The sequence below is a fragment of the Streptomyces sp. NPDC001513 genome (assembly GCF_042894695.1).
In the GTDB taxonomy this organism is placed as follows: Bacteria; Actinomycetota; Actinomycetes; order Streptomycetales; family Streptomycetaceae; genus Streptomyces.
This window is the reverse complement of the sequence record NZ_JBIAVU010000002.1, coordinates 590,774-605,401: the sequence shown is the minus strand read 5'-3', so window position 1 is coordinate 605,401 and position 14,628 is coordinate 590,774. Positions and strand designations below refer to the sequence as shown.

The following is a 14,628-nucleotide window of genomic DNA, read 5'->3' as shown; positions in this document are numbered from 1 at the left end:
ATGCGCGACTACAACCTCGCCCGCGCGGTGACCATAGTCCTCAGCGTGCTGTTCGGTCTGCTGTTGCTGCTGGCCCTGGCCTTCGGCCTGCTGGGCGGCAAGTCCTCCCCGCCGCTGACGGAGGCGGACGTCATCGGGACCTGGCAGGGCGACCGCGGAGCCCGGCTCGAGGTGACGGCCGACGGTCGGGCCCGCCTCACGGACTCCTCGGGCTGGAAGTGCACCCCGAGCGGGGCGCCGGCCGCGCTCACCGCCGAGGGCGACTGGACCATCGACTGGATCTCCGACGAGAACCCGGGAATCCTCATCAAGTTCACGCTCGACGGACCGTCGGTACCGTACTGCGGGGACTACTTCACGCTCGACGGCACCGGGAAGAGCGGCGCCTCGGGGGACGGAAGCGATGTGCGGGCCCATTTCCAGGGCCAGGGGGGTGCGGGCCGCGAGACCTACCGCAGGACCGCTACAGGGTGATCCGCTCCTCGCCCGCGTAGATGTTCATGTCCGGCCCCCGCAGGAAACCCACCAGGGTCATGCCCGACTCCAGCGCCAGGTCCACCGCCAGCGAGGACGGCGCGGAGACCGCCGCCAGCACCGGGATGCCCGCCATCACGGCCTTCTGCACGAGCTCGAAGGAGGCCCGGCCCGACACCAGCAGGACCGCGCCCGTCAGCGGGAGCCGCCCGGCCTGGAACGCCCGGCCGACGATCTTGTCGACCGCGTTGTGCCGGCCCACGTCCTCCCGCAGGTCCAGCAGCTCGCCCTGCGCCGTGAACAGCCCGGCCGCGTGCAGTCCGCCCGTACGGTCGAAGACCTTCTGGGCCGCGCGCAGCCGGTCCGGCATCGCGCTGAGGACCTCCGCGGGTACCCGTACCGGATCGGCGGCGATCCCCGGGAAGCGGGTCGCCGTACGGACCGCGTCCAGGCTGGCCTTGCCGCACAAGCCGCAGGAGGAGGTGGTGTAGACGTTCCGCTCCAGCGTGATGTCCGGCACGGTGACCCCGGCGGCCAGCTGCACGTTGACCACGTTGTAGGTGTTCGAACCGTCCTCGGTCGCCCCCTCGCAGTACGTGACGGCCTGCACGTCCGCCGAGGCCGCGAGCACCCCCTCGCTGACCAGGAAGCCCACCGCCAGCGCGAAATCGTCGCCCGGCGTACGCATCGTGATGGCCAGCGGCTTGCCGTTCAGACGTATCTCCAGCGGCTCCTCGGCCACCAGCGTGTCCGGGCGGACGCCCGCCCCGCCGTTCCGGATCCGGACGACGCGACGACGTTCGGTGACCCGTCCCATGGTGATCAGCCCTCCCCTTCTGTTTTCTCGCCGGTATCCGACAAGCTCATTCTCCCGGTTCCGCTTCCAGCGACGCCCCCGGCAGGTGGATCCTCGGGAAGCTCCAAAATCCGGGGCCGGAATCCTGTCGGGTCACGCGCACCCGTACCCACCAGTAGCAGGCAAAGCTGGGTGATCCTGACTTCCGACCAAGGGGGGACCCCGCCCATGACCGGTTCACGCGTGGTGGCGCTAGGGCACTACCAGCCCGCGAAAGTGCTCACCAACGAGGACCTCGCGGCCATGGTCGACACCACCGACGAGTGGATCCGGTCCCGCGTCGGCATCCGCACCCGCCACATGGCGGGCCCGGACGAGCCGGTGGACGAGCTGGCCTACCAGGCGGCGGGCAAGGCGCTGGCCGGCGCCGGCCTGACCCCGGACGACATCGACCTCGTCCTGGTCGCCACCTCCACCGCGATCGACCGTTCGCCCAACATGGCCGCGCGCGTCGCCGCCAAGCTGGGCATGGGCGGCGGCCCAGCCGTGATGGACATCAACGTCGTCTGCTCGGGCTTCACCCACGCCCTGGCCACCGCCGACCACGCCATCCGCGCCGGCTCCGCCACGCGCGCCCTGGTCATCGGCGCCGACAAGATGACCGAGATCACCGACTGGAGCGACCGCACCACCTGCGTGCTGACCGGCGACGGCGCCGGCGCGGCCGTCGTCGAGGCCTGCGAGGAGCCGGGCATCGGCCCGGTGCTGTGGGGTTCGGTCCCGGAGATGGGCAACGCGGTCCGGATCGAGGGCTCGCCGCCGGTCTTCGCCCAGGAGGGCCAGTCCGTCTACCGCTGGACCACCAGCCAGCTCCCGCCGCTCGCCCGCAAGGTGTGCGAGAAGGCCGGAATCACCCCGGAGGACCTGGCCGCGGTCGTCCTGCACCAGGCGAACCTGCGGATCATCGAGCCGCTCGCCGCCAAGATCGGCGCCGTCAACGCCGTCGTCGCCCGCGATGTCGTCGACTCCGGCAACACCTCGGCCGCCAGCATCCCGATGGCCCTGTCCAAGCTGGTCCAGCGCGGCGAGATCCCCACCGGCGCCCCGGTGCTCCTGTTCGGCTTCGGCGGCAACCTCTCCTACGCGGGCCAGGTCATCAGCTGCCCGTGACGGCTTCCGCGGCCGCTCCCTCCGCCGGCCCGGCGGGGGAGCGGGCGCCCTCGGCGGCCAGCGCGCCGACCAGGACGAACGCCAGGGCCACCAGCTGCCCCGCGCCCGCCCAGCCCATGCCCACGGGGACGGTGGCGAGCGCCAGCACCAGGGCCGCCGCGCGGTAACGGGCCGGCCCGATCCCCAGCGCCGCCCGGAAGGCCAGGTCACCGGCCAGGAACAGGGCGACCCCGCCGGCCAGCGCGACCGCCGGGCCGGTGTGCAGGTGCTCACCCAGGTGCCCGATGGTCTTCTTCACGCCCGCCGCGAAGACGGCGATGCCCAGGAGCATGGGCAGGAAGGCGTAGTAGTACGCGACCATCGCCAGCTTGAAACGCCGCTCCGGCGGAGTCCGCTCGAAGACCCTCTCGGCCCGGCCCTCGTCGCGGACGAAGTACATCCACCACATCGCGGACGCGACCGCCAGGGCCAGGAAGGCGCCCCCGGCGATCCCGAGGGACAGGGGCAGCGAGCCCACCCCGATGCCGATCGCGATCACGGACTCGCCGAAGACGATGATCAGCAGCAGGCCGTGCCGCTCCACCAGGTGCGCCGCGTTCATCCCGCCGAGCTGATCGCCGACCGTCTGCCCGGGCGCCTCCGTCTCGGCCTCGGCCCGCGCCTCGGCCTCCGCCGACCCGCTCGCCGCGACCCGCTGCACCACCACCGGCGTCGCGAACTGCAGCAGCAGCGCCAGCAGCCACAGCCCCCAGGCCGGCGCACCGTCGAAGAACCCGGCCGCCGTCACCGACAGCGCGCACAGCGCGTTGGGCAGCGCGAACCACAGCACCCCGCGCCCGTGCGCCTGCGTGTACAGCGCGCTGTGGACCAGTACGGCCAGCAGGTAGCCGAGGCCGAAGGCCACGCCGCCCGCCCCGAACGCGGTGGGCACGGCCAGCGCGCACACCAGGAACGCCCCCATGGCCAGCATGAGCAGGACCCGCCGGACGGTCCGGTCCGGCGGCACCTGGTTCGTCAGGTGCGCGTAGCCCCCGTACATCCAGAACAGCACGGTGAAGATCAGCACCACCTGTCCCGCGCCCCGCAGGGTCAGGTCGTCCGCCAGCAGCACCGTCAACTGCGTGATGGTGAAGACGAAGACGAGGTCGAAGAACAGCTCCAGCGTGCTGACGCGGTGCTCGGATTCCATGCGCGGCTCCCCCCGGATGTGTGCGCAGCCATCCGACCGCCCGGTCTCCCCCCGTGTCCAGCGGAATCGGCATTCTGAAGTCCCGCGGCGCCGGTGCCCCACCTCGGCGAGACATCCCGTCTCGCTACGGCCATCGGTGCATGCGTGCAGGTCAGCCCGGCGTGGCGGACGCCCACCGCGCGGATAAGTGGTCGGAACCCCGCCGATCCTTTGCTATTGTTGTCCATGTCGCCGCGGGAAACCGGGGCCGACCACCTGGTCCGGGTGGCGGAATGGCAGACGCGCTAGCTTGAGGTGCTAGTGCCCTTTATCGGGCGTGGGGGTTCAAGTCCCCCCTCGGACACAAGAAAGAACCCCACACATCGTGTGGGGTTCTTCTTTTTTGCCCTTCAGGTGCTCAGGACCACCAGGCCCGTCGGGGTGGTCAGACTGCCCGGGGCGACCGACGTGAAGGTGTGGGGCAGGGACAGGCGGGGCGGCTGGTCGCCGGCCGGGGCGGCGTCGAAGAGGTAGGCCGCCGCGGCCGTGGTGTCGCTGACCAGGTGGGGGCCGCCCGGGAGCGCCGTGACTCCGGTGAGCGGGGTACGGAAGAGGCGGCGCAGGTGACGGAGGGTCTCCGGGGTGACCGGGGCCCTCATCGGCAGGGCCCGGGCCGGGTGCTCCGCGGCGGGGGCGTCCGCGGGGGCCGGGGCGGCGGCCGTCGCCTCCGGGGGGATCGCGCCGGTCAGGAGCAGGGCCAGGAGGACCGGGACGGCCTTGCGGCGCAGGGCCGCGGTGGCCTCGGGCAGCCGGTGGGCATGGGTCGCGGGCAAGGAGAGCGCGAGGCTCCCCGCCGCGTCGCCGGTGGCGATCGGGACCGCCGAACAGACGACACCCGGGGAGTATTCGAGCAGGTCGAAGACCGGCGCGCCCGGGGCGACCGCGTCCAGGGCGCTGAACAGCACCCTGCTGTCGGTGATCGTCCGCGGAGTGAGCCGGGCGGTCCGGTGCCGGGCCACGTGGTCGGCGCGGCGGTCGTGGTCGAGCTGGGTCAGCAGGCACTTGCCGACCGCGCTGGCGTGCGCGGCCGCCCGGAAGTCGACCCACTCCCGCACCGGCGGGGTCGCGGGCCCGTCCGCCATCTGCGTGATCCGGACCTCGCCCTCGGCGTACCGGCCGAGGTACACCGCGGCGCCCGCGCTGTCCCGGGCCAGGGCAAGGGTGCGCTGGAGCTGGCCGGCCAGGCCGTGCCCGCCGGGGGCGGCGAGCCGGTCCAGGGCGGGCCCGCGCCCGAACACCCCCGCGCCCGGGCGGTACGCGTACTCCTCCTCGCACAACATCGACAGGATCGGGCGCAGTTCCCCCTCGGCGAGGCCCGACTCCCGTGCGAGCTGGGCGGCGCGGACCCCGAACGGGTGCTGTTCCAGGACGCGTACGACGGCCAGCGCGCGGCGGGCCTCCGCCAGCGCCTCGCTCGTCCCGCCCTGGACGACGGTCCCGCGGGCCGCCGCCGTCAGTGCCGGGTGGCGCAGCGGCCCGGCGGCCGGCCGGACCGTGGCCACCGGTGCCGGGGCGGTCGCCGGTGGCGTCGCCGGCGCTGTCGCCGCCACGGAGACGGGCGGCGCGAGGAAAGCGGCCAGCACCCCGGACAGCCCGGGCCGCGGCAGCGGCACCGGGCCCAGGTCGGGGTCCTCGAACTGGTCGACGTAGCGCAGCACGGCCGCCTGCGCGCACAGCCGGACCTCGCGCAGGTCCCGCCGGCCGCCCGGCCGGAAGCCGCGGCGGCCCAGCTCGCGCGCCCAGTGCCGGGCGTCGTGGTGCTCACCGCGCCGGGAGTGGTCGAGGAAGAGGCAGTACGCGGCGGCGGCGGTCGGCGGGCTCCCGGAACCGGCCGCGAACTGCCACCAGAAGCGCGAGCCTTCGCGCAGCCCGGCGAGGTACAGCAGGCAGCCGAAGACCACCGCGCCGGCCAGGTCGGTGTGCCCGCCGGTGCGGAAGGAGTCGAGGTGCGCCGCGGCCCTCGGCGCGCACACGGCGGCCAGGCAGACGGCCTTGAGGTCGCGCCGGGCCCGTTCGGCGTCGAGCGGGCAGTCCCGGGCCGGGTCGCTCCAGCCGTAGGCGGACCGGCGCCGGGCCCGGTGTCCGGGGACCGGGCCGTGCGGTGTCGCCCGCAGCAGCCGGGCCTCGGCCGCGCCGAGGTCGTAGTGCCGGTAGCGGTCGCGGACGCCCGCCCGGGCGAGGAACTCGGCGAGCGAGCGGGGGGTTCCGTCGCCGTACTGCCGCTCCTGGGGTTCGTACCGCTTCATGATTCGGCTGATTCGGCTGATTCGGCGGACGTGTCGAGGAGGCGCGCGAGCCGCCGGTGGGCCTGGCCGAGGTAGGAGCGGACGGTGGGCTCGTCGACGCCCATCACGTCGGCCGCCTCACCGGGGGTGCACTGGAGTCCGTACCGCAGGAGTACGGCGTCGCGCTGCCGCTCGGCCAGCCGGGAGACGGCGGAGTAGAAGCGGATGGTGTCGGTCAGCACCTCGTACTGGTCGGCGTGGGCCTCCTTGAGGGCGGCCTCGAAGGCGCTGATGTCCGTCGGTTCGGGCTGCTGCTGCCAGGGGTGGCGCCGGCGCTGCCGGTCGACCAGGCAGTGCTTGAGCACGGTCCACGCGTAGGCGTCGAGGCGGTCCATGTGCAGCATCCGGAGCCATTCGCCCATGATCGAGTCGAAGGCGGCGTCCACCGCCTCCTCCGCCGCCGCGTCGGTACCCAGCTGCAGATACGCGAAGCGCATGTACGCGGGCCGCCGGTTGGCGTGGAAGGCCCAGTACGACAGGCGCGCCGTCGGGGGCCACTGACTCATGGGAGTCGGCCGCCGACGCCGGCTCGGTAGTCCCACGGCCCCACCGGACTCCTCCGGTCCGCCATCGTTCACCGCTCCACCTCATCCCCTGTGCGCAGAACAGGAAAGCAGCGCGGGCGCACTCGGAGGGCGCAGAGAAGAAAGCTGGAAGCATTGCGTCGGCGATGATCGACTCGTGATCGATGTCGATCGCGCGAGGCTCCAGCCAGCACGTATGCATATGCCTCCTGCCGGTGCCGCCCGATCGCCGGTCCGGTGGCCGGCGGTCCGGTGCACCGCGGTCCGGCGGTCCGGTGCCCGGCGGTCCGCCTGTACCATGGGCCCGATCGCGAGGGCCGTGACGGAGAGGTCACTGCCCTCGCTTTTGCGTTATGTCCCCCATGAACAAATGCGGCGCGTGGCCTTTCGGCGGTTCGATACGATGAACCGCACTCACATTCCGTCACGTCACGTGGTACCGCACAGAGGAAATGGAGCATCCGAGGATGGCTCGACACCTGATCACCAGCGCGCTTCCGTACATCAACGGGATCAAGCACCTGGGCAACATGGTCGGGTCGATGCTTCCGGCGGATGTGTACTCCCGGTACCTCCGCCAGCGCGGCCACGACGTCCTCTACATCTGCGCCACCGACGAGCACGGCACCCCCGCCGAACTCGCCGCCAAGGAAGCCGGCATCTCGGTCGCCGAGTTCTGCGCGCAGGCCCACGACGCCCAGAAGGCGGTCTACGACGGCTTCGAGCTGTCCTTCGACTACTTCGGCCGCAGCTCCTCCGCGCAGAACCGCGAGATCACCCAGCACTTCGCGCGCAGGCTCCAGGAGAACGGCTTCATCGAGGAGCGCGCGATCCGGCAGGTCTACTCGCCGGTCGACGGCCGCTTCCTGCCGGACCGCTACGTCGAGGGCACCTGCCCGCACTGCGGCTACGACAAGGCCCGCGGCGACCAGTGCGAGAACTGCACCCGCGTCCTGGACCCCACGGACCTGATCGAGCCCCGCTCGGCCATCTCCGGCTCCACCGAGCTGGAGGTCCGCGAGACCAAGCACCTCTTCCTCCTGCAGTCCAAGCTCCAGCACGAGGTCGAGGCCTGGGTCTCCGAGCACGAGGAGGAGTGGCCGCAGCTCGCCTCCTCCATCGCCCGCAAGTGGCTGACCGAGGGCCTGCACGACCGCGCCATCACCCGTGACCTCGACTGGGGCGTCCCGGTCCCGGCCGACACCTGGCCTGAGCTGGCCGCCGACGGCAAGGTCTTCTACGTCTGGTTCGACGCCCCGATCGAATACATCGGGTCCACCAAGGAGTGGTCGGACCTGGACCCGGCGAACCGCGACTACAAGTCGTGGTGGTACGAGGCCGAGGACGTCCGCTACACGCAGTTCATGGCCAAGGACAACGTCCCGTTCCACACGGTGATGTTCCCCGCCACCGAACTGGCCACGCGCGAGCCGTGGAAGAAGGTCGACTACGTCAAGGCCTTCAACTGGCTGACGTACTACGGTGGCAAGTTCTCCACCTCGCAGAAGCGCGGCGTCTTCACCGACCAGGCCCTGGAGATCCTCCCGGCCGACTTCTGGCGCTACTTCCTCATCGCCAACGCGCCCGAGTCCGACGACTCCTCGTTCACGTGGGAGCACTTCGCCGCCACGGTCAACAAGGACCTCGGCGGCACCCTCGGCAACTTCGTCAACCGCGTACTGACCTTCTCCCGCAAGAAGTTCGGCGACGAGGTCCCCGCCGGCAGCCCCGCCGGCGAGGTCGAGGCCAAGCTGGGCGAGCAGATCGCCGAGCTCCTGGCCGAGTACGAGGGCCACATGGAGTCGCTCCAGTACCGCAAGGCGGCGGCCGCGCTGCGCGCCCTGTGGTCGGCCGGCAACGCCTACCTGGACGAGAAGGCCCCCTGGCTGGAGGTCAAGACCGACCTCGACGGTGCGGCGCTCACCCTGCGCACCGCCATGAACCTCATCCACCTCTACTCGGTCGTCTCCGAGCCGTTCATCCCGGCCTCGGCGCGCGCCATGCGCTCCTCCTTCGCGCTCGCCGACGACACGGTCACCTGGATCACCCCGGAGCAGGCCAAGGCGCTGGACGCGGTCCCGGCCGGTACGCCGTTCACCGTGCCGCCGGTGCTCTTCGCCCGGGTCACCGAGGAGGACCTGGAGTCCTACCGCGAGCGTTTCGGCGGTTCCCCGGAGGCCTGAGCCTGCGGTGACCGCCACATGAGGGGCGCGACCTTCCGGGGTCGCGCCCCTTTCGCGTGCCCGCCGGGCGGCAACGGTAGGGAAAACCCCACCGTGAAGTGTCCACCTGGGCGTGCAGACCCGGTGGGGGCCGCGCGGCTGGAATGGGGCCATGACCCTTTCCCGTACCGCCCGTCGGACCGCGGGCTGGCTGCTCGCGGCCGCCTGGGCGCTGTCCTTTCCGCTCCTGTCCCCGCTGGAACCCCACCGGCTGTGGGGCTGGTGCGCGGCGTGCGGCTACCTCGCCGCCGCCGCGGCCACCGCCTTGGGCCGCCGCCGCGCCGCCCTCGCCGCCGCACTGCTCGGCGCCGTCGCCGTGCCGCTGCTGTGGCTGGTCCTCACCGGCCAGGGACAGTCGGAAGTGAGGGTCATCGAACGGTCCGGGCGGCTCCTCCTGGAGTCCGGCCGGCTCTACGTGGAGGGGCCCGCGGCCGTGGAGGAGTACACGCCGTACCTGCCCGGCATGGCCCTGCTCGGCCTCCCGCGGGCGCTGCTCGGCGGCGGGGACGGCTGGGCCGTCCGGCTGCTGGGCGACGCCCGGATCTGGTGCGCGGCGGCCCTGTTCGGCAGCCTGTGGGCCGGGCGGCGGCTGCTCGGCGCGGCCAGGTCCCCGCTGCTCCCCGTGCTCGTGGCCTCGCCCGTGGTGGCGCTGCCCCTGGCCGTCAGCGGGGTGGACCTGCCGCTGGCCGGGCTGTGCTGCCTGGCGCTCGCCGCGGCGGCGGCGGGCCGGCCCCTGCCGGCGGGCGCGGCCCTCGCCGGGGCGTGCGCGCTGAAGTGGACCGCGCTGCCCGCGGTCGCGGTGGCGGTGGCCCTGCTCGCCGTCTGCCGGGGCCGGCGGCCCGCGGTGCGCTGCGCGCTGGTGGCGGCCGGCGGCACGGCCCTGCTGGTGCTGCCGGGTGCGCTGCTCCAGCCGGGCGAGGTGTGGCGGCAGGTGTTCGCCTTCCCCACCGGGCGCGCGGAGGTCCCGACCCCGGCCGGCAGCCCGCTCCCCGGTCATCTCCTCGCCGAACTCGGCTCCTGGGGCTGGTACCTGACGGTGGCTCTGCTCATGCTGGGCGGCTTGGCCGTGGCCCTCTCGCTGCTGGTCCGGCCCCCGCGCACCCTGGTCGCGGCGGCTGACCGCCTCGCGATCGGCCTCACCACGGCCTTCCTGCTGGCCCCCGCCGGCCGCTTCGGCTACCTGGCGCTCCCGGTGCTGCTGGCCCTGTGGTCCCGCACGGTGACGGTCCCGGGCGTCTCCCGCGTCGTCACGGGCTCGTCGCGGCTCCGGCCGTCGGACGGGCGGCCCACAGCGCGCAACGATCGGGCGGGAGGGCATTTCGCCTGACGGCCCCCACCCATTGGATAGTTGCACTATCCTTCCGTCCGTGGATCAGCTGATCGCCGAAGACCCGACCCGTATAGGACCGTACCGCTTGATCGCCCGGCTGGGCGCGGGCGGCATGGGCCTGGTCTACCTGGGCCGCTCCGAGGGCGGCCGTACCGTCGCCGTGAAGGTGGTCCAGGCGGAGTTCGCCGGGAACCCCGAATTCCGCAGGAGGTTCGCCCGTGAGGTGGCCGCCGCGCGCCGGGTGGGCGGCAGCTGGACGGCGGCGGTGCTCGATGCCGACACCGAGGCCGCCGTGCCCTGGGTGGCGACCCAGTACATCCCGGGGCCCGACCTGCAGACCGTGGTCGCCCGGCAGTTCGGGCCGTTGCCCGAGGACTCGGTGCGGACCCTCGCCAACCGGCTCGCCCTCGCGCTGCGGGCCGTGCACGACGCGGGCCTGATCCACCGCGACCTGAAGCCGTCCAACGTGCTCGTCACCGTCGACGGGCCCCGCGTCATCGACTTCGGCATCGCGCGGGCGATGGACAGCCTGACCGGTGACAGCCTGCACACCCGCACCGGCATGCTGATCGGCTCGCCGGGGTTCATGTCGCCGGAACAGGTGCGCGGACTCGAACTGACCCCCGCCAGCGACGTCTTCTGCCTCGGCGCGGTCCTCGTGTACGCCGCCACGGGGCGCATGCTCTTCGGCGCCACCGACACCGGTCTGAACGCCCATCTCTTCCGGATCGCCGAGGAGGAGGCGGACCTGACCGGCGTACCGGAGTCGCTGGTCGACCTCGTCGGCGCGTGCCTGCACAAGGACCCGGCCCGGCGGCCCACCCCCGAGGAGGTGGCGGCGCGCACGGCGGCGGACGCACCCGGGGAATGGCTCCCGGGTACGGTGCTGGCCCAACTGGGGCGGCATGCCGCACAGCTGCTGGACTACGCCCCGGCGTCTCCTGCCGGAGCCGGAGCCGGAGCCGGAGCCGGAGCCGGAGCCGGAGCCGGGGCCGCAGCCGGAGCCGGCGGCGAGGCCCCGACCGGGGGCACGCCCGCCGGGGCGCCGGACCCCCGCCTCGTACCGGAGCAGTCCCGGCGGGACGCCTCCCCGTACGGGACACCGCCCGCCTACGCCCCCACGGCCCCCGGCCACTTCGGCCCCGCGGACGGCTTCGGCCCGCCCCCGGGCCCCGCCCCCGGCGACCCGTCCGCCGCCGCGCCCCCGCACCCCAGGCGGTGGTGGGGCCTCGCTGTCCTCGCCCTGACGCAGCTGCTGGTGCTGGTCGAAGCGGCACAGTTCAACCTGCTGGGGGCGCAGATGCACTCCGATTTCGGCATCAGCGGCGACGGCATCGGCCCGGCCTTCACCGCCTACCTGGTCGCCCTCGGCGGACTGCTGTTGCTCGGCGGGCACCTCGCCGACCTGCTCGGGGCCCGGCGGATGCTGGTGACCGGCCTGATCGGCTTCGCGGTGGCCGCCGCGCTCGGCGGCGCGGCCGACGGCGCCGGGCTGCTGATCACCTCCCGCGCCCTGCAAGGCGCCTTCGCCGCCCTGCTCGTCCCGGCGGCGCTGTCCTTGGTGGCCACCGGCTTCACCGAACCCCGGGAACGCGCCCGGGCCTTCGGGATCTACGCGGCGGTCGCCGCGGGCGGCGGTGCGCTCGGCGTGCTAACGGGCGGGTGGCTCGCCGAGATCCTGGCGTGGCGCTGGGCCCTGTGGTCGGTCGTTCCCTTCGCGGTGCTCGCCCTGATCGGCGCGCTCACCCTGCTGCCCGACCGTCCGGGCCGTACCGGTGCCCGGTTCGACGGACCCGGAGTGCTCCTCGGATCGTCGGGACTCGCCGCCTTGACCTACGGCCTCGCCGCGGTGGAGACGGTCGGCCGGACCCCTCTGAGCCTGTTGCTGCTCGTGGGCGGCGTCGCGCTGCTCGCCGCCTTCCTGCGGCGGCAGACCAGAGCATCCGGCCCGCTGCTCCCGGCGTACGTCCTCGCCGACCGGAGCCGCCTCGCCGCCCTCCTGGCCCTCCTCTTCACCGGCGCCGCCACCGTCGCCCTCCTCCCGGCCCTGGGCTTCTTCGCCCAGCAGATCCGCGGCGAGGGACCGGCGTCAGGGGCGGCCCACCTGCCCCTGGTCGCCGCCGCCCTCGTGACCGCCACCCAGGTCTCCGCCCGCCTGCTGCCCCGCCTCGCACCGCGCGCCCTCATCCTGCCGGGCCTGGTGGTCACGGCCCTCGGGCTGGCCCTGCTGGCCGGTGTGGGGGGCGCCGCCACCTACGCGACGGGGGTGCTGCCCGGCATGCTGATCACCGGCGTAGGCCTGGGCCTGGCCCTCGTCCCGCTCTACGCCGTCGCGACCGCCGGGGTGTCCCCGCAGCACGCCGGCGGGACCTCGGCGGCCCTCGGCGCGGCCCACCACCTGGGGCAGTCGATCGGCGGGGCCGTGCTCGGCACCGTCCTGCTGAGCCACCTGGACCGGGTCTCGGACGACACCGACCTGTTCGCCCGGATGCTGGACTCCTACACGACCACCCTGTGGTGCGCGGTCGGCGTCCTCCTCCTCGCGGCCCTGCCGGCCGCCCTGCTGATCAGGACCGGGGCCCCGCGGCGGGACACTGCCTAGGCTTCCTGGCCCGCCAGGTGGGCCAGGACCGCGAGGACACGGCGGTTGCCCTCGGTGGCGTCCAGGTCGAGCTTCGTGAAGATGCTGGACGCGTGCTTGACCACGGCGGCCTCGGTGATGAACAGCCGTGCGGCCAAGGCCTGGTTGTTGAGGCCCGAGGCCATCAGGGTCAGCACCTCGCGCTCGCGCGGGGTCAGCCGCGCCAGCGGCCGGTCCTCGGACTGCCGGCCGAGCAGGACCCGTACCACCTCCGGGTCGATGACGGTCTGGCCGTCGGCGACCCGCCGAAGGGCGTCGAGGAACTCGGACACCTCGCCGACGCGGTCCTTGAGGAGGTAGCCCAGCCCGGCCGCCGAGGCGCCGGTGAACAACTGGGTGGCGTAGGCCGTGGCCACGTACTGGGACAGTACGAGCACGGGCAACGACGCGTCCCGGGAGCGGAGTTCGAGCGCGGCCCGCAGGCCCTCGTCGCGGAAGCCGGGCGGCATCCGGACATCGGTGACGACGGCGTCCGGCCGCTCCGCCGCCACCGCCCGTACGAGCTCCTCGGCGCTGCCGACGGCGGCGAGGACCCGGTGGCCGCCGCGGGTGAGGAGCTCCGTGAGCCCGGCGCGCAGCAGTACGGAGTCCTCGGCGAGGATCAGCCTGAGCACGGGACCTCCACGCGCAGTTCGGTCGGCCCGCCCACCGGACTGGACACCACCAGCCTGCCCTTCAACATCGCCACCCTGTCCGCGAGTCCCGCCAGTCCCGCCCCCGCGCCGGGATCGGCGCCGCCGCGGCCGTCGTCGGTGACGGAGAGGGTGAGCCGGTCGCCCTCGACCCTACCCGCGACCGCGATCCGCGAGGCACCGCTGTGCTTGGCCGCGTTCGTGAGGGCCTCGGTGACCGTGAAGTACGCCGTGATCTCAACCGGTTCGGGCAGCCGGGGCAGGTCCAGGTCCACGGTGACCGGCACGGGATGGCGCAGGGCCACCTCGGCCACGGCCGCCGCGAGCCCGTGGTCGGTGAGCACCTGCGGGTGGATGCCCCGTACGAGGTCGCGCAGTTGCTCCAGGGCCACCTTCGCCTCGCCGCGGCCCCGGGCCACCAGCTCGGCGGCCCCGGCGGCCTCCGGCAGCCCGCGCAGCTCCAGTTCGGCGAGGCCCAGGGTCATGCTGAGGGCGACCAGCTGCTGCTGGGCGCCGTCGTGCAGGTCCCGCTCGATGCGGCGCCGTTCGGCTTCGAAGGCCTCGACGAGCCGGACCCGGGAGCGGGTGAGCTCCAGGACCCGGTCGGCCTCCTCGCGCGGCCCGAGCAGCCGGCGTACGGTCGTGACCTGGGCTCCCGCGAGCAGGGCGGCCGCGTACGCCGCCACCACCAGCCCGACCAGTCCGGCCGCCGTGCCGCCCAGGGCCTCCAGCGGCCCGGAGACGGGCCGGCCGGGGATCAGCATCACCTGGTCGGGGGCGATGGCCCGGACGGTGACCGGGGTCGCGACGAGGATCAGGGAGAACGCCACCAGCGTGATCACCAGGAACCCGGCCGCCCCGAAGACCGGCCCGAGCAGCGCGGCGTACCCGAACTCCCGCCAGGTGGCCCGCTCGCGCAGCCTCGTCCGCAGCCAGGCCGCCGGCCCGGCCCCGGCGAGCGAGGCGTGCGGATCCGCCACGGGCACGGGCTCCACGCACCGCAGCCGCCACCGCTCCAGCGTCCCCAGCGGCACCCCGGCGACGACCGCGCAGAGCAGGAGCAGCAGCCCGATCCCGGCCGCAGCGAGCACCACCCCGAGCCCGACGAGCAGTCCCAGGACGACCAGCACCGGATAGCCGATGAGGAATCCGCTGCCCACGTACGCCCAGCACCGCCAGGGCCACCACGAGCCCAGGAACCGCAACGGCCTGCGCAGGGCCGCCCGGACGGCGACCGGCGGCCCGGCCGCCGCTTCGAGGAGGGGGAGGGAGAGGGACATGTGTCCCCAGTCTAGGCGCGCCGCCGGGACCCTGGCCTGGCGCCTT

10 protein-coding genes, 1 tRNA gene and 1 pseudogene are annotated in these 14,628 nt (G+C 73.7%); 6 read left to right on the top strand and 6 right to left on the bottom strand.

What is annotated here, in order from left to right:
- The gene (locus tag ACFYZ4_RS06330; RefSeq protein WP_390783214.1) at nt 1–474 is read left to right on the top strand and encodes a hypothetical protein; all 474 of its coding nucleotides are present in this window, start codon (nt 1–3) and stop codon (nt 472–474) included.
- Here the strand turns inward: ACFYZ4_RS06330 and fdhD are convergent.
- The gene (fdhD, locus tag ACFYZ4_RS06325; protein ID WP_390783213.1) at nt 464–1,291 is read right to left on the bottom strand and encodes a formate dehydrogenase accessory sulfurtransferase FdhD; all 828 of its coding nucleotides are present in this window, start codon (nt 1,289–1,291) and stop codon (nt 464–466) included. The genes ACFYZ4_RS06330 and fdhD overlap by 11 nt on opposite strands.
- Before the next feature lie 207 nt (nt 1,292–1,498).
- Here fdhD and ACFYZ4_RS06320 point away from each other — a divergent pair, with 207 nt between their 5' ends.
- Nucleotides 1,499–2,440, top strand: coding sequence for a beta-ketoacyl-ACP synthase III (locus tag ACFYZ4_RS06320; RefSeq protein WP_351291963.1), 942 nt, complete (start codon nt 1,499–1,501; stop codon nt 2,438–2,440).
- Here ACFYZ4_RS06320 and ACFYZ4_RS06315 read toward each other — a convergent pair.
- The gene (locus tag ACFYZ4_RS06315) at nt 2,427–3,629 is read right to left on the bottom strand and encodes a low temperature requirement protein A (RefSeq protein ID WP_390783212.1); all 1,203 of its coding nucleotides are present in this window, start codon (nt 3,627–3,629) and stop codon (nt 2,427–2,429) included. The two genes, ACFYZ4_RS06320 and ACFYZ4_RS06315, sit on opposite strands and share 14 nt — an antisense overlap.
- Nucleotides 3,630–3,887: 258 nt before the next feature.
- Between ACFYZ4_RS06315 and ACFYZ4_RS06310 the strand changes: the two genes are divergently transcribed.
- Nucleotides 3,888–3,972: transfer RNA gene (locus tag ACFYZ4_RS06310), tRNA-Leu, on the top strand.
- Nucleotides 3,973–4,354: 382 nt separating this feature from the next.
- On the opposite strand, the pseudogene ACFYZ4_RS06305 reads toward ACFYZ4_RS06310, so the two are convergent.
- Nucleotides 4,355–5,074: pseudogene (locus ACFYZ4_RS06305) on the bottom strand (IclR family transcriptional regulator C-terminal domain-containing protein); the annotation flags it as partial.
- Nucleotides 5,075–5,910: 836 nt separating this feature from the next.
- Nucleotides 5,911–6,459 (bottom strand): sigma-70 family RNA polymerase sigma factor, encoded by a 549-nt coding sequence (locus ACFYZ4_RS06300; RefSeq protein ID WP_390783211.1) that lies wholly within the window; start codon nt 6,457–6,459, stop codon nt 5,911–5,913.
- A gap of 485 nt (nt 6,460–6,944) precedes the next feature.
- On the opposite strand from ACFYZ4_RS06300, the gene metG reads away from it, so the two are divergent.
- The 3 genes from metG (at nt 6,945) to ACFYZ4_RS06285 (ending at nt 12,631) form a co-directional block, all read left to right on the top strand.
- Nucleotides 6,945–8,660: a methionine--tRNA ligase gene (gene metG, locus ACFYZ4_RS06295; protein WP_351291955.1), complete on the top strand. Its 1,716-nt coding sequence runs from the start codon at nt 6,945–6,947 to the stop codon at nt 8,658–8,660.
- 151 nt (nt 8,661–8,811) lie between these two features.
- A complete protein-coding gene (locus ACFYZ4_RS06290) occupies nt 8,812–10,026 on the top strand; it encodes a glycosyltransferase 87 family protein (RefSeq protein ID WP_390783210.1) in 1,215 nt (404 codons plus the stop codon).
- A gap of 40 nt (nt 10,027–10,066) precedes the next feature.
- Complete coding sequence (locus ACFYZ4_RS06285) at nt 10,067–12,631, top strand: bifunctional serine/threonine protein kinase/MFS transporter (protein WP_390783209.1); 2,565 nt, start codon at nt 10,067–10,069, stop codon at nt 12,629–12,631.
- Here ACFYZ4_RS06285 and ACFYZ4_RS06280 read toward each other — a convergent pair.
- On the bottom strand, nt 12,628–13,284 hold the full coding sequence (locus ACFYZ4_RS06280) for a response regulator (RefSeq protein ID WP_390783208.1): 657 nt from the start codon (nt 13,282–13,284) through the stop codon (nt 12,628–12,630). The genes ACFYZ4_RS06285 and ACFYZ4_RS06280 overlap by 4 nt on opposite strands.
- On the bottom strand, nt 13,272–14,582 hold the full coding sequence (locus ACFYZ4_RS06275) for a sensor histidine kinase (RefSeq protein ID WP_390783207.1): 1,311 nt from the start codon (nt 14,580–14,582) through the stop codon (nt 13,272–13,274). The genes ACFYZ4_RS06280 and ACFYZ4_RS06275 overlap by 13 nt, the downstream gene beginning before the upstream one ends.
- Nucleotides 14,583–14,628: the final 46 nt, after the last annotated feature.

Excerpts from the sequence above, each read along its gene's own strand:
- ACFYZ4_RS06300 (WP_390783211.1), bottom strand. The coding sequence starts at position 6,459 with ATGAGTCAGTGGCCCCCGACGGCGCGCCTGTCGTACTGGGCCTTCCAC.
- fdhD (WP_390783213.1), bottom strand. The coding sequence starts at position 1,291 with ATGGGACGGGTCACCGAACGTCGTCGCGTCGTCCGGATCCGGAACGGC.
- ACFYZ4_RS06315 (WP_390783212.1), bottom strand. The coding sequence starts at position 3,629 with ATGGAATCCGAGCACCGCGTCAGCACGCTGGAGCTGTTCTTCGACCTC.
- ACFYZ4_RS06290 (WP_390783210.1), top strand. The coding sequence starts at position 8,812 with ATGACCCTTTCCCGTACCGCCCGTCGGACCGCGGGCTGGCTGCTCGCG.
- ACFYZ4_RS06275 (WP_390783207.1), bottom strand. The coding sequence starts at position 14,582 with ATGTCCCTCTCCCTCCCCCTCCTCGAAGCGGCGGCCGGGCCGCCGGTC.
- ACFYZ4_RS06320 (WP_351291963.1), top strand. The coding sequence starts at position 1,499 with ATGACCGGTTCACGCGTGGTGGCGCTAGGGCACTACCAGCCCGCGAAA.
- ACFYZ4_RS06330 (WP_390783214.1), top strand. The coding sequence starts at position 1 with ATGCGCGACTACAACCTCGCCCGCGCGGTGACCATAGTCCTCAGCGTG.
- metG (WP_351291955.1), top strand. The coding sequence starts at position 6,945 with ATGGCTCGACACCTGATCACCAGCGCGCTTCCGTACATCAACGGGATC.